We start from the raw sequence: 19,490 nt of genomic DNA, 5'->3' as shown, positions 1-19,490 counted from the left end.
ACACGAAGGCAATCTTCAGTGCAGCATTCCTTCATTGACGTCGAAAAGTAGCTCTTCCATTTGCTGGTAGGCGTTTTCACATCCTGGGATGTTAAACAGCACCATCAGCACCACCCATTTGAGATCGTCCAGATCAAACTCGAGGGTATCAAGCGCCATGATACGTTCGATGACCATTTCACGTGTTTCCAGATTCAGTACCTGAATTTGCTCCAGGAACAAAATAAAGCCACGGCAGTTGGCATCTAAACGCTGACTCTCTTCCTCGGTGTAGATACGCATAGACAGCGGATCGGAAGTCAACTGAATCGGAGCTACCAGGCCTTCCTGATAATCCGCCAGCTTTTCCAACCAGTTCAACGCATTATAAATATCTTCACGATGAAAACCTGCTTCGGCTAAATCATCCGTCAATTTATCCTGATCAACGCGCATTTCTGCTTCGTTGTGGATGTACGTTTCAAACAGATACATTAGTACGTCGAACATGGCTTGCCCTCCTCAATCGGACATAGCCGCCGGGTACAGCTGCGATCCACCCTGCTAACTCCAACTCAAGCAGCTTCGCTACGATGGCTGGCACAGGTTGGCCGGCACGTTCAGCGACGACGTCAACAGGTGTAACCTCATCTCCTACGTTAGCCAACACATCGGGAAATGGCAATGGAGGATTAGCACTCTCTGCGGAATTGTTTGTCAGTTGTGATAAATCAGGCAGCCACGTCAGGTCACTCTGTATTTGTTCGATAATATTATTAGGGTGTGCTACCAGTAAGGCTCCCTGCTGAATCAGCCAGTGTGTTCCTTCACTGCCAGGATTACCCAGGGCCCCGGGAACAGCGTAAACATCCCGATTCTGTTCCAGCGCCAGTTTCGCGGTGACCAGTGAGCCACTGCGTAATGTCGCCTCTACCACCAGAACGCCCAGGCTGAGCCCGCTGATAATGCGGTTACGCCGGGGAAAATGCGCAGGTAACGGCTTCACACACAGCGGGAACTCAGAAACCAGTGCCCCACCATCGGCAATAATCTGTTCTGCCAGTGTCGCATGGCGTGGTGGGTAGAGCGTATTTAATCCGCTGCCCAGCACCGCAATAGTTTTACCCCCGACTTCCAGCGCTGCACGGTGGGCAACGCCATCAATGCCTAATGCCAGGCCACTGGTAATGGTGAGCCCGCTGAGGGCCAGAGCCTGACTGAACCAGCTTCCCCACTCACGTCCATAATGTGAACAGTGACGGCTCCCCACGACAGCCAGTTGCGGGGTAGCCAGTAAAGCCGGATCGCCGGCAACAAACAGTATCAGCGGAAATTGGGCAATCGCTTTTAATTGTGCCGGGTAATAAGGACTGAGTGGGGTAATAAAATAGTGCTGCGGTGCTTCCAGCCATTCCAGACTCTGCGCAATCATTGCCGTATCGTATAAAAGGAACGCCTGCTGTTGATGGGGTAATAATCCCAGAGAGGCCAGCGCCCGCTCATCCGGTTGTGCAATCGCCTGTAAGGCCGTCAATAAACTCAGACGCTGTGAACTGGAGATTCCGGCTACGCCTGAAAGCCGCAATGCACATTCCACTGGTGACATAAATCGCTCCCTGATTCAGCCCCTTCCCCTGAAGGTTACCTGCCAGGAATGCTGTCAATCCCAGCGCGAAATGTCTACAATAAGAGGGATAAATATCTAATCCCTTGAACACAGATCTGGAAAGTTATGTCAGTCTTGCAGGTATTACATTTTCCTGACGAGCGCCTGCGCATCGTTGCGAACCCCGTAAAAGAAGTGAATGCCGATATCCAGCGTATCGTCGATGATATGTTTGATACGATGTATGCCGAAGAAGGTATTGGCCTGGCCGCAACTCAGGTGGATATCCATCAGCGCATCATTGTTATTGATGTCTCTGAGAATCGTGACGAACGTCTGGTACTGATTAACCCTGAGTTGCTGGAAGAGAGCGGCGAAACGGGTATCGAAGAAGGCTGCCTGTCTATTCCGGAACAGCGTGCCCTGGTGCCGCGCTCCGAGAAAGTCAAAATCCGTGCGCTTGACCGTGAAGGCAAAAGCTATGAGCTGGAAGCCGATGGGCTGCTGGCAATCTGTATTCAGCACGAGATGGATCATCTGGTGGGTAAATTGTTTATTGATTACCTGTCGCCAATGAAACGTCAGCGTATTCGTCAAAAGCTGGAAAAACTGTATCGCCAGAGCGCCCGCGATTAAGCTCGCTGGCTATAGGGAATCACGTGTCCGAATCATTGAAAATCATTTTTGCCGGCACCCCTGACTTTGCAGCGCGTCATCTCGACGCGCTGTTGTCATCAGGACATGAGGTGGTGGGCGTATTCACTCAGCCAGACCGCCCTGCCGGTCGTGGTAATAAGCTGACTGCCAGCCCGGTGAAACATCTGGCTGAACAACACAGTATTCCGGTATTTCAGCCTAAATCCTTACGTCCTGAGGAAAACCAGCAACTGGTCGCTGCGCTGAACGCCGATGTCATGGTGGTGGTTGCCTATGGGCTGATCCTGCCAAAGAGCGTGCTGGATATGCCGCGTCTGGGCTGTATTAATGTTCACGGATCTCTGCTGCCGCGCTGGCGCGGTGCTGCCCCGATACAGCGTTCGCTGTGGGCTGGTGATGCTGAAACCGGTGTGACTATTATGCAGATGGATGTCGGCCTCGATACCGGCGATATGCTGCACAAACTGGCCTGTCCTATCGAAGCCACAGACACCAGCGCCACACTGTATGACAAACTGGCGCAGCTCGGCCCGACCGGCCTGTTGACCACACTGACCCAGATTGCAGACGGTAGCGTACAGCCAGAAGTGCAGGATGAATCGCTGGTTAGCTATGCCGAGAAACTGAGTAAAGAAGAGGCTCGCCTTGACTGGTCACTCTCTGCCGCACAGCTGGAGCGCTGTATCCGGGCCTTTAATCCCTGGCCTGTGAGCTACTTCATCATTGATGAACAACCCGTGAAAGTGTGGAAGGCCTCCGTTCTGGCCGCCGTTAACGGACACCAGCCGGGTGAAATCCTGCAGGCCGATAAACAGGGTATTCAGATCGCCACGGCCGATGGCGTACTGAATATTGAAGAACTGCAGCCTGCCGGCAAGAAAGCCATGAAAGCCCAGGATCTGCTTAATTCCCGCCGTGAATGGTTTACCCCTGGCAATATCATTGCCTGACACGATGCCCGGTAGCGCATACCGGGTTTTCGTCAGAATTGCGAACCCACTATGAAAAAAAATACCAATTTACGCAGCGTTGCCGCTCAGACTATCGAAAAAGTCGTAGAGCAGGGGCAATCGCTCAGTAACGTGCTGCCCGCCGCCCAGAAAATGGTCGGTGAAAAGGATGCTGCCCTGTTACAGGAGCTTTGCTATGGCGTCCTGCGCACCCTGCCACAGTTGGAATGGATTATCAGCAAGCTGATGTCACGCCCGATGACCGGTAAGCAACGGACGATCCACTATCTGATTATGGTCGGCCTTTATCAGCTGATGTACACCCGCATTCCGGCACATGCCGCGCTGGCGGAGACGGTAGAAGGTGCCATCGCCCTGAAACGTCAGCAGCTAAAAGGGTTGATTAACGGTGTCCTGCGCCAGTTCCAGCGTCAGCAGGAAGCACTGATGCAACAGATGAACGAAGGTGATCAACAGCATCTGCATCCTAAATGGCTATTGGAACGTCTGAAACGCGCCTGGCCCGGTCAGTGGAAGCACATTGTGGAAGCTAATAATCAGCGCCCACCCATGTGGCTACGCGTGAACCGGAATCATCACAGCCGTGATGCCTGGCTGGCCCTGCTGGAAGAAAGTGGTAAAACTGCTTTTGCTCATCCGCAGCATAGCGATGCTTTAAGGTTGGAGGCACCCTGTGCCGTAGGTCAGCTACCGGGATTTGCAGAGGGTTGGGTGACCGTACAGGATGCATCAGCCCAGGGCTGCGTCGCGCTGCTCGACCCGCAAAACGGCGAGAAGATCCTCGACCTGTGCGCCGCACCGGGGGGAAAAACCACGCATATTCTGGAAGCAGCTCCACAGGCTGAAGTTATGGCGGTTGATGTGGATGCACAGCGGCTGGCCAGAATTAGCGAGAATTTACAGCGGCTGAATATGCAGGCAGAGGTTAAGCTGGGTGACGGGCGCACCCCGCAGGACTGGTGTGGAAACACTCAGTTCGATCGTATCCTGCTGGACGCGCCATGCTCGGCAACCGGCGTGATCCGCCGTCACCCGGATATTAAATGGCTACGCCGCGACCGGGATATACCGGAGCTGGCCCTGCTGCAACAGCAGATACTGGATGCGGTATGGCCTCATCTGAAGACAGGCGGCACCATGCTGTACGCCACGTGTTCTATACTCCCCGAAGAGAATGCATTGCAGATAACCCAGTTCCTGCAGCGACATGCTGACGCACGTCTGTGCGATACCGGTGATCAGGCCCAGCCAGGGATTCAGGTCTTCCCGCAAATCGATGGTGGTGATGGCTTCTATTACGCTAAATTGATAAAACAATGATCGCTATGGCGCGGTAAACTGCACCCTAACCTGAACGACAACCAACAGACTGAAGCTCAATGAAAATCATCATTCTTGGCGCAGGACAGGTCGGCGGAACCCTTGCTGAAAACCTGGTCGGTGAAAACAACGATATTACCGTGGTCGATACCGATGCGCTGCGTTTACGGCAGCTGCAGGATAAATTTGACCTGCGCGTGGTTCAGGGGCATGGCTCGCATCCCCGGGTCCTTCGTGAGGCCGGCGCTGAAGATGCTGATATGTTGGTTGCCGTCACCAACTCGGATGAAACGAATATGGTGGCCTGCCAGGTGGCCTATTCTCTGTTTAACACGCCGAACCGTATTGCCCGCATCCGCGCGCCGGATTATATCCGCGATGCCGACAAATTATTTATACCGGAGGCGGTGCCCATCGATCATCTGATCTCGCCTGAGCAGCTGGTGATTGACAATATCTACCGCTTGATTGAATACCCGGGCGCGCTGCAGGTGGTGAACTTCGCTGAAGGTAAAGTGAGTCTGGCGGTGGTGAAAGCCTATTACGGCGGCCCGCTGGTCGGTAACGCGCTGTCGGTGATGCGCGAACATATGCCGCATATTGATACGCGGGTGGCAGCGATATTTCGTCAGGATCGCCCGATCCGACCGCAGGGATCGACCATCATCGAAGCGGGAGATGAGGTGTTCTTTATTGCCGCCAGCCAGAATATCCGGGCAGTGATGAGTGAATATCAGCGTCTGGAAAAGCCCTACAAGCGCATTATGATTGTCGGAGGGGGCAATATTGGTTTCGGTCTGGCACAGCGTCTGGAAAAGCATTACAGCGTTAAGCTGATCGAACGGGATCAGCAGCGGGCAGCCGAACTGGCGCAGAATCTGCAAAATACCATTGTCTTTTACGGCGATGCGTCGGATCAGGAGCTGCTGGCGGAAGAACACGTCGATCAGATCGATCTGTTTATCGCCATCACTAACGACGATGAAGCCAACATCATGTCGGCGATGCTGGCCAAACGCATGGGCGCGAAGAAAGCCATGGTGCTTATCCAGCGCCGTGCCTATGTTGATCTTGTCCAGGGCAGCGTCATTGATATTGCGATCTCTCCGCAGCAGGCGACGATTTCGGCACTGCTTGGCCACGTGCGTAAGGCTGATATTGTCGGCGTCTCTTCACTGCGCCGTGGCGTGGCGGAAGCGATTGAGGCTATTGCTCACGGTGAAGAGTCGACATCCAAAGTGGTGGGCCGCCAGATCGATGATATCAAGCTTCCCCCTGGTACGATTATCGGTGCCGTGGTGCGAGGGAATGATGTGATCATCGCCAATGACAATCTTCGAATTGAGCAGGGTGACCATGTGATCATGTTTCTGACGGATAAAAAATTCGTGCCCGACGTTGAAAGGCTGTTCCAGCCTAGCCCTTTCTTCCTGTGATGCTCGCTTCGCTCACCCTGTTTCAACGCCGGGTGCAGCGGATTTTTATCCTCTCACGCCGTGGAAAATGCACGATCGTTTGTTAGACTTACATCATTGGCAAAAACAGGAGATAACAATGAGTTTATTCAAAGAGTTTCGCGATTTCGCGATGCGTGGCAACGTGGTGGACCTGGCAGTCGGTGTCATCATCGGTGCTGCGTTTGGCAAAATCGTGTCCTCACTCGTAGCAAACATCATCATGCCTCCGCTGGGATTATTGATCGGTGGCGTTGATTTCAAACAGTTTGCATGGGTATTAAAGCCGGCCGAAGGAGAAACAGCCGCGGTCGTAATGCAGTACGGCATTTTCCTGCAGACCATTTTTGATTTTGTCATCGTGGCTTTTGCCATTTTCATGGCCATTAAAGTGATGAACAAAATGTACAAAAAGAAAGAAGTGGAAAAACCGGTGGCAAAGCCCTCGGCTGAAGAAACCCTGTTAAGTGAAATTCGCGACCTGCTGAAAGAACAAAATAATAAACCGCTGTAAGCGACATGACGTTCACGGAACCGCCTTCACGGCGGTTTTTTTATGCCTGATTAGCCGGAAGGCCAGTGGTCAGTACGCGGTTAACGCTCTGACCACTGGCCTCCCAGTTACCTTTCTTCGCATGTTTATCTTTGCGGCGGTAGCTGCCTTTGCCTTTTTCATTGGCTTCAACGCGCGGTTTAAACAGCGGGTCATGAAGCAATGCTTCAAGCGCATTATGGCGGATAGTGCCTTTCTTATGCTGGTAAACAGTCATGATTTTTCCTGTTGATGAATGACGTCAAAGAATATAAACCTGTGATAACAGAATTTCAATCGGTGCTTTTATCCCTTGTCGAGCTCGCTCCTTTCTCCAGAGCCTCCAGTATTGAACAGTAAACGCTACTGTGCGCGGTACCACAGCAGGCATCATTCAGCCGCTTGAGTGAGCGCTGCATGTGCTGCAGTTCGCTGAGCATGGACTCGACTTCGTTGAGTCGCTTTTGCACAATCGTTTTGGATTCCTGACAGGTGTGATGTTCAGGATCGACACGAATGGAAAGCAGTTCGCGGATAGATTCAAGAGTGAACCCCAGCTGGCGGCCATAGCGGATAAACTTCAGACGCTTTAAATCGTTGTCGCTGTAAAGACGGAAGCCGCCGCCGGTGCGCACTTCGTGATCCATCATCTGCTGTTTTTCATAGAAGCGGATAGTGTCTGGTGTCACGTCAGCGAGTTTAGCCAGTTGCCCGATACGGTACATTACTTCTCCTCAAGAAAATGCTGCTGCACTTTGCTGCCATAACCACCTCGCAAAAAGTCAGTATTAACGCCGGCCTGGCGTAGCTTTATCTCCAGAAGCCGTAGGTGTTTTTCCTGCTGCTGATAGCGCTTATCTGCGGGGTCGACTGTACGTAATAATTCATCTAACTCGAGTGCTTCGCGTCTCATCTCCAGTTCCGGCGGTAAATGACCAGAATTTTTAAGAATGCGATAGCCAGCGCGCAGCTCTGCCGGTACATGACTGTCATCATCAAGCTGCAACGGTCTGCCCGATCCGGGAAGATCGTCAAGCTCACCCTGACGCAGAGCAGCAAGAATATGTGTTTCTGCCAGTTGATCGAGTAAGGACATTATTGCCTCCGTAAATCAGATTGAGGTCAGCATAACGTATTTGCAAGTGAGTTAAAAAGGAGGAGGAATTCTGGATATAAAAAAACCCCGCAAGCGGGGTTTTTTCAAGTACTGCGGCAGATTACTCTGCTGCAGCTTCTGCTTGAGCTTCTGGACGATCAACCAGCTCGATGTAAGCCATCGGAGCGTTGTCACCAGCGCGGAAGCCACACTTCAGAATGCGAGTGTAACCACCTGCACGGCTCGCGAAACGCGGACCGAGCTCATTAAACAGTTTTGCCACGATCTCGTTATCACGAGTACGGGCGAATGCCAGACGACGATTAGCTACGCTGTCGGTCTTGGCAAGAGTAATCAGCGGCTCAACTACGCGACGCAGCTCTTTCGCTTTTGGCAGGGTCGTCTTGATGATCTCATGACGAACCAAAGAGCCAGCCATGTTGCGGAACATAGCCTGACGATGGCTGCTGTTGCGGTTCAGTTGACGACCACTCTTACGATGGCGCATGACCTTATCCTTCTCAGTGAAACCTTAACCTGTGATCGGGTTATTCATCAGCGATGCTAGCGGGCGGCCAGTTTTCCAGGCGCATGCCCAGAGACAGACCACGAGAAGCCAGCACATCTTTAATCTCAGTAAGAGATTTTTTACCAAGGTTAGGCGTTTTAAGCAGCTCAACCTCGGTACGCTGTACCAGATCACCGATGTAGTGGATAGCTTCTGCCTTAAGGCAGTTAGCAGAGCGGACAGTCAATTCCAGATCGTCAACAGGGCGCAGCAAGATCGGATCGAATTCTGGTTTCTCTTCTTTCACTTCCGGCTGACGTACATCACGTAAGTCGACGAAAGCTTCCAGTTGTTCAGCCAGGATGGTAGCCGCACGGCGGATCGCTTCTTCAGGATCTATAGTGCCGTTGGTTTCCATTTCGATGACCAGCTTGTCCAAATCGGTACGCTGTTCTACACGCGCTGCTTCAACATTGTAGGCAATTCGCTCTACAGGGCTGTAGCAGGCGTCGACCAGCAGACGGCCGATTGGGCGCTCATCTTCTTCCGAATGAATTCGGGCAGAAGCCGGCACATAACCACGGCCACGCTGAACTTTGATACGCATGCTAATAGCGGCGTTTTCATCGGTCAGGTGACAGATCACGTGCTGCGGCTTGACGATTTCGACATCCCCATCATGGGTGATATCGGCTGCAGTCACAGGGCCAATGCCAGATTTATTCAGAGTAAGAATAACTTCATCTTTGCCCTGAACTCTTACCGCCAAACCTTTCAGGTTGAGCAGGATTTCCAGGATATCTTCCTGTACGCCCTCTTTGGTGCTGTACTCGTGCAGTACACCATCAATTTCAACCTCGGTCACCGCGCAACCCGGCATTGATGAAAGCAGAATACGGCGCAGTGCGTTACCAAGAGTATGGCCAAAGCCACGCTCTAAAGGCTCAAGGGTCACCTTGGCGTGCGTCGAACTCACTTGCTCGATATCTACCAGGCGCGGTTTTAGAAACTCTGTCACAGAACCCTGCATTGTGTCCTCTCTTTGGTACTAAGCCTTACTTGGAGTAAAGCTCGACGATCAGGTGTTCGTTAATGTCCGCAGACAGATCAGTACGTTCAGGAATACGCTTGAACACACCTTCCATCTTAGTTGCATCAACTTCCAGCCAGGTTGGCTTTTCACGCTGTTCAGCCAGCTCCAGAGCGGCTTTCACGCGAGACTGCTTTTTGGCTTTCTCACGGATGCTAACAACGTCATTCGGAGTTACCTGATAAGAAGCGATGCTAACAACGCGGCCGTTTACCAAAATAGATTTATGGCTAACCAACTGACGTGCTTCTGCACGAGTGGCACCAAAGCCCATACGGTAAACTACGTTATCCAGACGACCTTCCAGCAGAGCTAACAGGTTTTCACCGGTGTTGCCTTTCAGACGAGCTGCTTCTTTATAATAGTTACGGAACTGACGCTCCAGCACGCCGTACATACGACGAACTTTCTGCTTTTCACGTAACTGCACGCCATAGTCAGACAGACGTGGCTTGCGCGCACCGTGCTGACCAGGAGCTTGTTCAATCTTACACTTGGTATCAATCGCGCGAACGCCAGACTTAAGGAACAGGTCTGTGCCTTCACGACGGCTCAGCTTGAGCTTAGGACCCAAATATCTTGCCATTTTCTTTCTCCAACATTCCTAAAAAACGGGGCGTTATACGCGACGTTTTTTCGGCGGACGACAACCGTTGTGAGGGATCGGAGTCACATCAGTAATATTAGTGATGCGGAAACCAGCAGCGTTCAGGGCACGAATTGTTGATTCGCGGCCTGGACCAGGACCCTTAACCATAACTTCCAGGTTCTTAATACCGTAATCTTTCACGGCCTCTGCGCAACGCTCTGCAGCAACCTGCGCAGCGAACGGCGTAGACTTACGAGAACCACGGAAACCGGAACCACCGGCTGTTGCCCAACCCAGCGCATTACCCTGACGATCGGTAATAGTTACGATGGTGTTGTTAAAAGATGCATGGACATGAGCCACGCCATCAGAGACTTGCTTTCTTACACGCTTGCGTGCACGAACTGGTGCCTTTGCCATTATTCAATCACCCCGATTATTTCTTGATCGGTTTACGCGGACCCTTACGGGTACGTGCGTTGGTCTTGGTACGCTGACCGCGCACTGGAAGACCACGACGATGACGCAAACCACGATAGCAACCAAGGTCCATAAGACGCTTGATGCTCAGGGTGACTTCACGACGCAGATCGCCTTCAACAACAAATTTCGCTACTGCATCACGCAGAATGTCGATTTGTTCTTCAGACAGCTCACTGATCTTAACATTTTCAGCGATTCCCGTAGATGCACAGATAGCCTGTGAACGGGTCTTGCCGATACCGAAAATTGCAGTTAATGCGATAACGGTATGTTTATGATCAGGAATGTTAATGCCTGCTATACGGGCCACTATGCACTCCTATTTAATTACTTATGCGTCCCATGCCGAAAAGCCCGTTTTCAGGATACTCAAATGGAAACGCATAGACATACAAAAGATTGGCTGGCTAATCTAGCCAGCTCAACCCGACTTTGCAAGAAAAATATGCGATTAAATCAGCCTTGGCGCTGTTTATGCTTAGGCTCGGCACTGCAAATCACACGAACGACACCGTCGCGACGAACGATTTTGCAGTTACGACATAATTTCTTGACGGAAGCACGAACTTTCATTTTTACTCTCCGTAACTTCACAAGCGCCTGAATTAACGGCCGTAGCCCTTCAGGTTTGCTTTCTTCAATGCAGACTCGTACTGACTCGACATCATCAGAGTTTGCACTTGAGCCATAAAGTCCATGATGACAACCACTACAATCAGCAGTGATGTGCCGCCGAAGTAGAATGGAACTTTCATCGCATCACGCATGAACTCCGGGATCAGGCAGATAAAGGTAATGTACAACGCACCGATTAATGTCAGGCGGGTCATTACTTTATCGATGTACTTCGCCGTCTGTTCTCCCGGACGAATACCTGGTACAAATGCACCAGACTTCTTCAGGTTATCTGCTGTTTCACGCGGGTTAAACACCAACGCTGTATAGAAGAAACAGAAGAAGATGATTGCAGTCGCATAGAGTAACACATAAAGCGGTTGACCAGGCTGTAACGACATAGAAATAGTCGTCAGCCAGTTCCAGCCAGTTCCGCCCCCGAACCAAGACGCGATGGTCGCCGGGAACAGGATAATGCTGGAAGCAAAGATAGCAGGTATTACACCGGCCATATTAACTTTCAACGGTAAATGCGTGCTCTGCGCAGCATAGACACGACGGCCTTGCTGACGTTTCGCATAGTTCACCACAATGCGGCGTTGACCACGCTCAACGAAAACAACGAAGAAGGTCACTGCAAATACGAGAACTGCAACCAACAGCAACAGGAGGAAGTGCAGGTCGCCTTGCCGCGCTTGCTCGATGGTATGGCCAATGGCCGGCGGTAGACCCGCAACGATACCAGCGAAGATAATGATAGAGATACCGTTACCGATACCTCGCTCAGTTATCTGCTCGCCCAGCCACATCAGGAACATTGTCCCGGTAACCAGACTGACAACAGCAGTAAAGTAGAAAGCAAAACCTGGGTTTAATACCAGGCCCTGCATTCCAGGCATATTCGGCAAGCCGGTAGCAATACCGACCGCCTGGAATATACCTAATACCAGAGTACCGTAACGGGTGTACTGACTAATCTTACGACGGCCAGCCTCCCCTTCTTTCTTGATCTCAGCTAACGCTGGATGAACCACCGTCAGCAGCTGGATAATAATAGAGGCCGAAATATACGGCATAATACCCAGGGCAAAGATAGAAGCACGGCTCAGAGCACCACCAGAGAACATGTTAAACATTTCAATGATGGTGCCACGCTGTTGCTCAAGCAGTTTGGCAAGTACAGTGGCATCGATACCAGGGATCGGAATAAAAGAGCCAATACGGAAAACAATCAGCGCACCAATCACAAACAGAAGTCTGCGTTTTAGTTCGCCAAAACCACCCTTGGCACTTTGAAAATCTAATCCCGGTTGCTTAGCCATCTGCTACTTATTCCTCAATTTTACCGCCAGCAGCTTCGATTGCAGCACGAGCGCCTTTAGTGACACGCAGACCGCGAATCGTTACCGGTGCAGAAACTTCGCCAGACAGGATCACTTTCGCGAACTCCATCTGAATACCGATAATGTTTGCTGCTTTCAGCGTATTCAGGTCGACGATACCGCCTTCCACTTTCGCCAGGTCAGACAGACGAACTTCTGCAGTGACCATTGCTTTGCGAGAGGTGAAACCGAATTTCGGCAGACGACGGTACAGAGGCATCTGGCCGCCTTCAAAACCACGACGTACGCCACCGCCAGAACGTGAGTTCTGACCTTTGTGACCGCGACCGCCGGTTTTGCCGAGACCAGAACCGATACCACGACCCAGACGTTTTGAAGCGTGCTTGGAACCGTCGGCCGGAGACAGAGTATTTAAACGCATCTGTTACTCCTCCACTTTAACCATGTAGGAAATCGCGTTAACCATACCGCGTACAGCTGGCGTGTCTTCACGCTCTACGGTGTGGTTAATACGACGCAGACCCAGGCCAAGCAGCGTTGCCTTGTGTTTAGGCAAACGGCCGATCGAACTGCGGGTTTGAGTAATTTTAATAGTCTTAGCCATGGTCATTACCCCAGAATGTCTTCAACGGATTTGCCACGCTTGGCAGCGACCATTTCTGGGGAATTCATGTTGGCCAGGCCATCCAGAGTTGCACGAACCACGTTGATCGGGTTGGTGGAACCGTAGGCTTTAGCCAGAACGTTATGAACCCCAGCAACTTCCAGAACGGCGCGCATTGCACCACCGGCAATAATACCGGTACCTTCTGAAGCGGGTTGCATGAACACACGAGAACCTGTGTGCACGCCTTTAACAGGGTGCTGCAGGGTGCCGTTGTTCAGCGCGACGTTGATCATATTGCGACGAGCTTTTTCCATCGCTTTCTGGATCGCTGCTGGAACTTCACGCGCTTTACCGTAACCAAAACCGATGCGACCGTTACCATCACCAACAACAGTCAGAGCTGTGAAGGAGAAAATACGACCACCTTTTACGGTTTTCGATACGCGATTTACCGCGATCAGCTTTTCCTGCAGTTCGCCAGCTTGTTTTTCGATGTGTGCCATCTTACACCTCTACCTTAGAACTGTAGGCCAGCTTCACGGGCAGCATCTGCCAGTGCCTGGACACGACCATGATATTGGAAACCAGAACGGTCGAAAGAAACACCAGTGATGCCTTTTTCGATTGCGCGTTCAGCAACTGCTTTACCAACAGCAGCGGCAGCGTCTTTGTTTCCAGTGTACTTCAGTTGCTCACTGATAGCTTTTTCTACTGTAGAAGCAGCGACCAGGACTTCAGAACCGTTTGGTGCGATTACCTGTGCGTAAATATGACGCGGGGTACGATGTACCACCAGGCGAGTAGCACCCAGCTCTTTGAGCTTGCGACGTGCGCGGGTCGCACGACGGATACGAGCAGATTTCTTATCCATAGTGTTACCTTACTTCTTCTTAGCCTCTTTGGTACGCACGACTTCGTCGGCGTAACGAACACCCTTGCCTTTATAAGGCTCAGGACGACGGTAGGCGCGTAAATCTGCTGCAACCTGACCAATCAGCTGTTTATCAGCGCCTTTCAGCACGATCTCAGTCTGAGTTGGACATTCAGCAGTGATTCCCGCTGGCAGCGCGTGGTCAACTGGGTGAGAGAAGCCAAGGGCCAAGCTCACAGAGTTGCCTTTAACGGCTGCACGATAACCTACACCAACCAGCTGCAGCTTCTTAGTGAAGCCTTCGGTAACACCGATAACCATAGCGTTCAGCAGAGCGCGTGAAGTACCAGCCTGCGCCCAACCATCCACAAAACCTTCGCGCGGAGCGAAAGTCAGGGTGTTGTCAGCATGCTTAACTTCTACAGCTTTGTTGAGCGTACGAGTCAGCTCGCCGTTTTTACCTTTAATCGAAATTACCTGACCGTCGAGTTTTACCTCTACGCCGGCAGGAATCGCGACTGGTGCTTTAGCAACACGAGACATTTATTCCTCCGATTAAGCTACGTAGCAGATAATTTCGCCGCCAAGACCTGCCTGGCGAGCTGCACGATCGGTCATAACACCTTTAGAGGTAGAGATAACAGCGATACCCAGTCCAGCCATAACTTTAGGCAGTTCGTCTTTGCGTTTGTAGATACGCAGACCTGGACGGCTTACACGCTGAATGCTCTCAACCACTGCCTTGCCCTGGAAATACTTAAGTGTCAGTTCCAGTTCAGGCTTGGTGTCGCCTTCGACTTTAAATTCTTCAATATAGCCTTCTTCCTTCAGCACGTTGGCAATCGCCAATTTCAGCTTGGAGGAAGGCATGGTGACCGCAACTTTGTTCGCGGCTTGACCGTTACGGATACGGGTCAGCATATCCGCGATCGGATCTTGCATGCTCATCTGTCTTTACTCCCGTGATTCAATTGGTAATTACCAGCTAGCCTTTTTCAAGCCAGGTACTTCACCGCGCATGGCGGCTTCACGCAACTTGATACGGCTCAGACCGAATTTGCCCACATAACCATGTGGACGGCCAGTTTGGCGGCAGCGGTTACGCTGACGAGACGGGCTGGAATCACGCGGCAGAGTTTGCAGCTTAAGAACAGCATTCCAACGTTCTTCGTCGGATGAGTTCACACTAGAAATGATAGCTTTCAGTTCCTCGCGTTTAGCGCGGTACTTGTCAGCCAGTTTCACGCGAACGACTTCGCGTGCTTTCATCGATTGCTTAGCCATCAGTAACCCTGCCTTACTTGCGGAACGGGAAGTTAAAAGCAGCCAAAAGTGCGCGGCCTTCATCATCAGATTTCGCAGTGGTGGTAATGGTGATATCCAAACCACGAACGCGGTCGACTTTGTCATAGTCGATCTCTGGGAAGATGATCTGCTCACGAACGCCCATGCTGTAGTTACCACGGCCATCGAATGACTTAGCGGACAAGCCACGGAAGTCACGGATACGTGGAACAGCAATAGAAATCAGACGCTCAAAGAACTCCCACATGCGTTCGCCACGCAGAGTTACTTTACAGCCGATCGGATAGCCCTGACGGATTTTGAAGCCTGCAACTGATTTGCGTGCTTTGGTGATAAACGGCTTTTGACCGGAGATTGCTGCCAGGTCTGCTGCTGCATTGTCCAGCAGTTTCTTGTCAGCGATCGCTTCACCTACACCCATATTCAGGGTGATCTTCTCGACCCGAGGGACTTGCATGACAGAATTGTAGCTAAACTCAGTCATGAGTTGTTTAACTACTTCGTCTTTGTAGTAATCATGCAGTTTCGCCATCGTACTACTCCAAATTACTTGATAGTTTCGCTGTTCGATTTGAAGAAACGGACTTTTTTGCCGTCTTCGAATCTAAAGCCTACACGGTCAGCCTTGCCGGTTGCCGAGTTGAAGAGAGCAACGTTAGAAACCTGAATAGCAGCTTCTTTTTCAACGATGCCACCTGGTTGGTTCAGAGCCGGAACCGGCTTTGAGTGCTTCTTAACCAGGTTAATACCTTCAACAATCAGTTTGCCTGAAGACAGAACATTTTTTACTTTACCGCGCTTACCTTTATCTTTGCCGGTCAGCACGATAACTTCGTCATCGCGACGGATTTTAGCTGCCATTTTTCGCTCCTTAGAGTACTTCTGGTGCCAGAGAGATAATTTTCATGAACTTTTCAGTACGAAGTTCACGAGTTACCGGCCCAAAAATACGCGTTCCGATAGGCTGCTCACTGTTATTATTTAAAATAACGCATGCATTACCATCGAAGCGAATGACAGAACCGTCCGGGCGACGAACACCCTTCCTGGTGCGCACCACTACCGCTTTCAGCACATCACCCTTCTTAACCTTACCGCGAGGAATTGCTTCCTTGATGGTAATTTTGATGATGTCGCCTACGCCTGCGTAGCGACGGTGCGAGCCACCCAGAACCTTGATACACATTACGCGACGTGCACCGGAGTTGTCGGCGACGGTCAGCATAGTCTGTTCTTGGATCATTTTAGTGCTCCGCTAATGTCAACTACTACTTCGGGACCTGATTCAGGTCGTATAAAAGCCCCATATTGAGGGCGCAGCATTATAACACTGCTTCCTACATATGGGTAGAAAAAATAAACGGCTCTTGCGAGCCGCTTATCTTATTTTTTAGAGACGGCAGATTCTATTACAGAATCGCTTTCTCTACAACGCGAACCAGCGTCCAGGACTTAGTCTTGGACAGTGGACGGCATTCGCGGATTTCAACCACGTCGCCGATACCACATTCGTTGTTCTCGTCATGTACGTGCAGTTTGGTCGTACGTTTGATGAATTTCCCGTAGATCGGGTGCTTCACAACACGTTCGATTGCAACAACGATGGATTTCTCCATTTTGTCACTCAGAACACGACCTTGCAGAGTACGGATTTTATCGGTCATTACGCACCCGCCTTCTCAGTCAGTAAAGTCTTAACGCGTGCAACATCACGACGAACATTCTTCAAGACGTGAGTCTGTTGAAGTTGGCCGGATGCTGCCTGCATGCGCAGATTGAACTGCTCACGCAGCAGGTTAAGTAGCTCAGTGTTCAGCTCTTCAACGCTTTTTTCACGCAGCTCTGTTGCTTTCATTACATCACCGTCTTAGTTACAAAGGTGGTTTTGATAGGCAGTTTTGCTGCTGCCAGCTTGAATGCTTCACGGGCCAGCTCTTCCGGTACGCCGTCCATTTCATACAGGACTTTACCAGGCTGGATCAAGGCAACCCAATACTCTACGTTACCTTTACCTTTACCCATACGCACTTCCAGCGGCTTCTCGGTAATTGGTTTGTCCGGGAATACACGGATCCAAATTTTACCTTGACGCTTAACTGCACGGGTCATAGCACGACGTGCTGCTTCGATCTGACGTGCAGTCAGACGACCACGGCCAACAGCTTTCAGACCGAAAGTACCGAAGCTAACATCCGTACCCTGCGCCAGACCACGGTTGCGGCCTTTATGCACTTTACGGAATTTTGTACGCTTTGGTTGTAACATCAGCGACTCTCCTTACTTACGGCCTTTACGCTGCTGCTTTTTAGGTTGAGCAGCCGGTTCCGGTTGTTCAACAGCAGCCATACCACCCAGGATCTCACCTTTGAAGATCCATACCTTAACGCCGATTACACCATAAGTGGTGTGGGCTTCAGAGGTGTTGTAGTCAATGTCTGCACGCAGAGTGTGCAGTGGCACGCGGCCTTCACGGTACCATTCAGTACGCGCGATTTCTGCACCGCCAAGACGGCCACTAACTTCAACTTTGATCCCTTTAGCGCCCAGACGCATTGCGTTCTGTACAGCACGCTTCATAGCACGACGGAACATCACACGACGCTCCAGCTGTGAAGTGATGCTGTCAGCAACCAATTTAGCGTCCAGTTCCGGTTTACGGACTTCGGCGATATTGATCTGTGCAGGAACGCCAGCGATATCCGCTACGACCTTGCGCAGTTTTTCTACATCTTCGCCTTTCTTACCGATAACGATGCCTGGGCGAGCGGTGTGAATAGTCACACGGATGCTCTTAGCCGGACGCTCGATAACGATACGAGAAACGGATGCTTTAGCCAGTTCTTTAGTCAGGAACTGACGCACTTTAAAGTCGCTGTCCAGGTTGTCAGCGAATTCTTTGGTATTTGCGAACCAGGTAGAGTTCCAGGGTTTAACAATACCCAGGCGAATACCATTAGGATGTACTTTCTGACCCATTGCTAGTCTCCAGAGTCTCAGCGATCGGACACAACCACAGTAATGTGGCTGGTGCGCTTCAGGATGCGATCTGCACGACCTTTTGCACGAGGCATAATGCGCTTCATGCTTGGGCCTTCGTCAACGAAGATCTTCGTGACTTTCAGATCATCAATGTCAGCGCCATCGTTGTGTTCGGCGTTAGCAATGGCAGATTCCAGGACTTTCTTGACCAGTACAGCCGCTTTCTTATTGGTGTAGGTCAAAATGTCCAGAGCCTGCGACACTTTCTTACCGCGTACAAGATCCGCTACCAGGCGAACCTTCTGTGCAGAAGAACGAGCGTGGCGATGTTTAGCGATAGTTTCCATCTCTTCCTCCTGCCTTAGCGTTTCTTGGCTTTTTTATCAGCCGCGTGGCCGCGATAAGTACGGGTCGGTGCAAATTCACCCAGTTTGTGACCGACCATTTCGTCGGAAACAAAGACAGGAACGTGCTGACGACCATTATGGACAGCGATGGTCAAACCGATCATGTTAGGGAAGATCGTTGAACGACGGGACCAGGTGCGCAGTGGCTTCTTGTCTCCGCTTTCCAAAGCTTTCTCTACCTTCTTCAGCAAGTGCAGGTCAATAAAAGGACCTTTCTTGAGAGAACGTGGCATGGCTTATCCTCTAAAATTATTTGCTACGGCGACGTACGATGAACTTATCGGTACGCTTGTTGCTGCGGGTTTTCTTACCTTTGGTCTGAACGCCCCACGGGGTTACCGGGTGCTTACCAAAGTTTTTACCCTCACCACCACCGTGCGGGTGATCAACTGGGTTCATCGCCGTACCGCGAACGGTAGGACGAATACCACGCCAACGAGCTGCACCGGCTTTACCCAGAACGCGAAGCATATGCTCAGCATTACCGACTTCGCCCAGGGTTGCGCGGCAGTCAATTTCGACTTTACGCATTTCACCAGAACGCAGACGCAGGGTAACGTAAGAACCTTCACGCGCAACGATCTGCACGTAAGTACCAGCAGAGCGAGCAATCTGACCGCCTTTGCCTGGTTTCATTTCTACGTTATGCACGGTAGAACCCACTGGGATGTTACGCATCGGCAGGGTATTACCTGCTTTAATCGCAGCATCAACGCCAGACTGAATCTGGTCGCCAGCTTTCAGGCCTTTAGGGGCCAGGATGTAACGGCGTTCGCCATCTTTGTACAGAACCAGTGCGATGTTCGCAGAGCGGTTCGGATCGTACTCAAGACGTTCAACGGTCGCTGGGATACCATCTTTGTTGCGTTTGAAGTCAACAATACGGTAAGCCTGCTTGTGACCACCACCGATATGACGGGTAGTGATGCGACCATTGTTGTTACGGCCACCGGATTTGCTGTTTTTCTCAACCAGCGGGGCGAATGGTTTGCCCTTGTGCAGCTCCGCGTTTACCACTTTAACTACATGGCGACGACCCGGAGATGTCGGTTTACATTTAACAATTGCCATTGTTCTT

The 19,490-nt window shown here is 51.2% G+C and carries 34 protein-coding genes; 5 read left to right on the top strand and 29 right to left on the bottom strand.

What is annotated here, in order from left to right:
* Positions 1-15: 15 nt before the first annotated feature.
* Both smg and dprA read right to left on the bottom strand, forming a co-directional pair.
* Positions 16-489: a DUF494 family protein Smg gene (smg, locus tag K6L24_RS01875; protein ID WP_062749311.1), complete on the bottom strand. Its 474-nt coding sequence runs from the start codon at positions 487-489 to the stop codon at positions 16-18.
* Positions 461-1,585 carry a DNA-protecting protein DprA gene (gene dprA / locus K6L24_RS01870; protein WP_137270133.1) on the bottom strand — a complete coding sequence of 375 codons (1,125 nt, stop codon included), beginning with the start codon at positions 1,583-1,585 and terminating at the stop codon, positions 461-463. The genes smg and dprA overlap by 29 nt, the downstream gene beginning before the upstream one ends.
* 126 nt (positions 1,586-1,711) lie before the next feature.
* On the opposite strand from dprA, the gene def reads away from it, so the two are divergent.
* The 5 genes from def to mscL all read left to right on the top strand — a co-directional run bounded on the left by def (position 1,712) and on the right by mscL (position 6,501).
* A complete protein-coding gene (gene def / locus K6L24_RS01865) occupies positions 1,712-2,221 on the top strand; it encodes a peptide deformylase (RefSeq protein WP_062749315.1) in 510 nt (169 codons plus the stop codon).
* A 23-nt stretch (positions 2,222-2,244) separates the two neighbouring features.
* Entirely contained in the window at positions 2,245-3,192 is a 948-nt protein-coding gene (fmt, locus tag K6L24_RS01860; protein ID WP_062749317.1) for a methionyl-tRNA formyltransferase, read from the top strand.
* 51 nt (positions 3,193-3,243) lie between these two features.
* Positions 3,244-4,533: a 16S rRNA (cytosine(967)-C(5))-methyltransferase RsmB gene (rsmB, locus tag K6L24_RS01855; protein WP_118665379.1), complete on the top strand. Its 1,290-nt coding sequence runs from the start codon at positions 3,244-3,246 to the stop codon at positions 4,531-4,533.
* A gap of 59 nt (positions 4,534-4,592) precedes the next feature.
* Positions 4,593-5,969, top strand: a complete 1,377-nt coding sequence (gene trkA / locus K6L24_RS01850; RefSeq protein ID WP_062749321.1) for a Trk system potassium transporter TrkA — start codon at positions 4,593-4,595, stop codon at positions 5,967-5,969.
* 118 nt (positions 5,970-6,087) lie between these two features.
* Entirely contained in the window at positions 6,088-6,501 is a 414-nt protein-coding gene (gene mscL, locus K6L24_RS01845) for a large-conductance mechanosensitive channel protein MscL (protein WP_062749324.1), read from the top strand.
* Between the two features lie 40 nt (positions 6,502-6,541).
* On the opposite strand, the gene K6L24_RS01840 is transcribed toward mscL, so the two are convergent.
* The 27 genes from K6L24_RS01840 to rplB form a co-directional block, all read right to left on the bottom strand.
* Positions 6,542-6,757 carry an alternative ribosome-rescue factor A gene (locus K6L24_RS01840; RefSeq protein ID WP_062749326.1) on the bottom strand — a complete coding sequence of 72 codons (216 nt, stop codon included), beginning with the start codon at positions 6,755-6,757 and terminating at the stop codon, positions 6,542-6,544.
* 55 nt (positions 6,758-6,812) lie between these two features.
* The gene (zntR, locus tag K6L24_RS01835; RefSeq protein ID WP_062749328.1) at positions 6,813-7,244 is read right to left on the bottom strand and encodes a Zn(2+)-responsive transcriptional regulator; all 432 of its coding nucleotides are present in this window, start codon (positions 7,242-7,244) and stop codon (positions 6,813-6,815) included.
* On the bottom strand, positions 7,244-7,615 hold the full coding sequence (locus tag K6L24_RS01830; protein WP_062749330.1) for a DnaJ family domain-containing protein: 372 nt from the start codon (positions 7,613-7,615) through the stop codon (positions 7,244-7,246). The genes zntR and K6L24_RS01830 overlap by 1 nt, the downstream gene beginning before the upstream one ends.
* Positions 7,616-7,736: 121 nt before the next feature.
* Positions 7,737-8,123 (bottom strand): 50S ribosomal protein L17, encoded by a 387-nt coding sequence (rplQ, locus tag K6L24_RS01825; protein ID WP_003850180.1) that lies wholly within the window; start codon positions 8,121-8,123, stop codon positions 7,737-7,739.
* Between the two features lie 40 nt (positions 8,124-8,163).
* Positions 8,164-9,153, bottom strand: coding sequence for a DNA-directed RNA polymerase subunit alpha (locus K6L24_RS01820; protein WP_002919219.1), 990 nt, complete (start codon positions 9,151-9,153; stop codon positions 8,164-8,166).
* A gap of 25 nt (positions 9,154-9,178) precedes the next feature.
* Positions 9,179-9,799 (bottom strand): 30S ribosomal protein S4, encoded by a 621-nt coding sequence (rpsD, locus tag K6L24_RS01815; RefSeq protein ID WP_048917625.1) that lies wholly within the window; start codon positions 9,797-9,799, stop codon positions 9,179-9,181.
* Between the two features lie 33 nt (positions 9,800-9,832).
* Complete coding sequence (gene rpsK, locus K6L24_RS01810; RefSeq protein WP_004160563.1) at positions 9,833-10,222, bottom strand: 30S ribosomal protein S11; 390 nt, start codon at positions 10,220-10,222, stop codon at positions 9,833-9,835.
* Positions 10,223-10,238: 16 nt separating this feature from the next.
* Positions 10,239-10,595, bottom strand: a complete 357-nt coding sequence (rpsM, locus tag K6L24_RS01805) for a 30S ribosomal protein S13 (RefSeq protein ID WP_048917626.1) — start codon at positions 10,593-10,595, stop codon at positions 10,239-10,241.
* Positions 10,596-10,741: 146 nt separating this feature from the next.
* Positions 10,742-10,858: a 50S ribosomal protein L36 gene (gene rpmJ / locus K6L24_RS01800; protein ID WP_020322760.1), complete on the bottom strand. Its 117-nt coding sequence runs from the start codon at positions 10,856-10,858 to the stop codon at positions 10,742-10,744.
* A gap of 32 nt (positions 10,859-10,890) precedes the next feature.
* Positions 10,891-12,222 carry a preprotein translocase subunit SecY gene (gene secY / locus K6L24_RS01795; protein WP_004160567.1) on the bottom strand — a complete coding sequence of 444 codons (1,332 nt, stop codon included), beginning with the start codon at positions 12,220-12,222 and terminating at the stop codon, positions 10,891-10,893.
* Positions 12,223-12,229: 7 nt separating this feature from the next.
* On the bottom strand, positions 12,230-12,664 hold the full coding sequence (rplO, locus tag K6L24_RS01790; RefSeq protein WP_048917627.1) for a 50S ribosomal protein L15: 435 nt from the start codon (positions 12,662-12,664) through the stop codon (positions 12,230-12,232).
* 3 nt (positions 12,665-12,667) lie between these two features.
* A complete protein-coding gene (rpmD, locus tag K6L24_RS01785; protein WP_004160569.1) occupies positions 12,668-12,847 on the bottom strand; it encodes a 50S ribosomal protein L30 in 180 nt (59 codons plus the stop codon).
* Between the two features lie 5 nt (positions 12,848-12,852).
* Positions 12,853-13,353: a 30S ribosomal protein S5 gene (gene rpsE, locus K6L24_RS01780; protein ID WP_004160571.1), complete on the bottom strand. Its 501-nt coding sequence runs from the start codon at positions 13,351-13,353 to the stop codon at positions 12,853-12,855.
* 14 nt (positions 13,354-13,367) lie between these two features.
* Positions 13,368-13,721 (bottom strand): 50S ribosomal protein L18, encoded by a 354-nt coding sequence (gene rplR, locus K6L24_RS01775; RefSeq protein WP_004160572.1) that lies wholly within the window; start codon positions 13,719-13,721, stop codon positions 13,368-13,370.
* A gap of 9 nt (positions 13,722-13,730) precedes the next feature.
* Positions 13,731-14,264 carry a 50S ribosomal protein L6 gene (gene rplF, locus K6L24_RS01770; RefSeq protein WP_048917629.1) on the bottom strand — a complete coding sequence of 178 codons (534 nt, stop codon included), beginning with the start codon at positions 14,262-14,264 and terminating at the stop codon, positions 13,731-13,733.
* Positions 14,265-14,276: 12 nt separating this feature from the next.
* Complete coding sequence (rpsH, locus tag K6L24_RS01765; protein WP_048917630.1) at positions 14,277-14,669, bottom strand: 30S ribosomal protein S8; 393 nt, start codon at positions 14,667-14,669, stop codon at positions 14,277-14,279.
* 30 nt (positions 14,670-14,699) lie between these two features.
* Complete coding sequence (gene rpsN / locus K6L24_RS01760) at positions 14,700-15,005, bottom strand: 30S ribosomal protein S14 (protein WP_062749332.1); 306 nt, start codon at positions 15,003-15,005, stop codon at positions 14,700-14,702.
* Positions 15,006-15,018: 13 nt separating this feature from the next.
* Positions 15,019-15,558 carry a 50S ribosomal protein L5 gene (gene rplE, locus K6L24_RS01755; protein ID WP_013204126.1) on the bottom strand — a complete coding sequence of 180 codons (540 nt, stop codon included), beginning with the start codon at positions 15,556-15,558 and terminating at the stop codon, positions 15,019-15,021.
* Positions 15,559-15,572: 14 nt separating this feature from the next.
* Positions 15,573-15,887, bottom strand: a complete 315-nt coding sequence (rplX, locus tag K6L24_RS01750; protein ID WP_048917632.1) for a 50S ribosomal protein L24 — start codon at positions 15,885-15,887, stop codon at positions 15,573-15,575.
* Between the two features lie 10 nt (positions 15,888-15,897).
* Positions 15,898-16,269, bottom strand: a complete 372-nt coding sequence (gene rplN / locus K6L24_RS01745; RefSeq protein WP_015960712.1) for a 50S ribosomal protein L14 — start codon at positions 16,267-16,269, stop codon at positions 15,898-15,900.
* A gap of 166 nt (positions 16,270-16,435) precedes the next feature.
* A complete protein-coding gene (gene rpsQ, locus K6L24_RS01740; RefSeq protein ID WP_048917634.1) occupies positions 16,436-16,690 on the bottom strand; it encodes a 30S ribosomal protein S17 in 255 nt (84 codons plus the stop codon).
* Positions 16,690-16,881 carry a 50S ribosomal protein L29 gene (rpmC, locus tag K6L24_RS01735; protein WP_048917635.1) on the bottom strand — a complete coding sequence of 64 codons (192 nt, stop codon included), beginning with the start codon at positions 16,879-16,881 and terminating at the stop codon, positions 16,690-16,692. The genes rpsQ and rpmC overlap by 1 nt, the downstream gene beginning before the upstream one ends.
* Complete coding sequence (gene rplP, locus K6L24_RS01730) at positions 16,881-17,291, bottom strand: 50S ribosomal protein L16 (protein ID WP_002438716.1); 411 nt, start codon at positions 17,289-17,291, stop codon at positions 16,881-16,883. The genes rpmC and rplP overlap by 1 nt, the downstream gene beginning before the upstream one ends.
* A gap of 12 nt (positions 17,292-17,303) precedes the next feature.
* A complete protein-coding gene (rpsC, locus tag K6L24_RS01725; protein WP_002919766.1) occupies positions 17,304-18,002 on the bottom strand; it encodes a 30S ribosomal protein S3 in 699 nt (232 codons plus the stop codon).
* A 17-nt stretch (positions 18,003-18,019) separates the two neighbouring features.
* Positions 18,020-18,352, bottom strand: coding sequence for a 50S ribosomal protein L22 (rplV, locus tag K6L24_RS01720; RefSeq protein ID WP_000447532.1), 333 nt, complete (start codon positions 18,350-18,352; stop codon positions 18,020-18,022).
* Positions 18,353-18,366: 14 nt separating this feature from the next.
* The gene (rpsS, locus tag K6L24_RS01715; RefSeq protein ID WP_004160590.1) at positions 18,367-18,645 is read right to left on the bottom strand and encodes a 30S ribosomal protein S19; all 279 of its coding nucleotides are present in this window, start codon (positions 18,643-18,645) and stop codon (positions 18,367-18,369) included.
* A 16-nt stretch (positions 18,646-18,661) separates the two neighbouring features.
* Positions 18,662-19,483, bottom strand: coding sequence for a 50S ribosomal protein L2 (gene rplB, locus K6L24_RS01710; protein ID WP_118665377.1), 822 nt, complete (start codon positions 19,481-19,483; stop codon positions 18,662-18,664).
* Between the last annotated feature and the right edge of the window lie 7 nt (positions 19,484-19,490).

The organism is Erwinia persicina (assembly GCF_019844095.1).
Classification (GTDB): domain Bacteria; phylum Pseudomonadota; class Gammaproteobacteria; order Enterobacterales; family Enterobacteriaceae; genus Erwinia; species Erwinia persicina.
The sequence above is the reverse complement of the archived record's forward strand: the minus strand, read 5'-3'. Positions and strand labels throughout refer to the sequence as shown.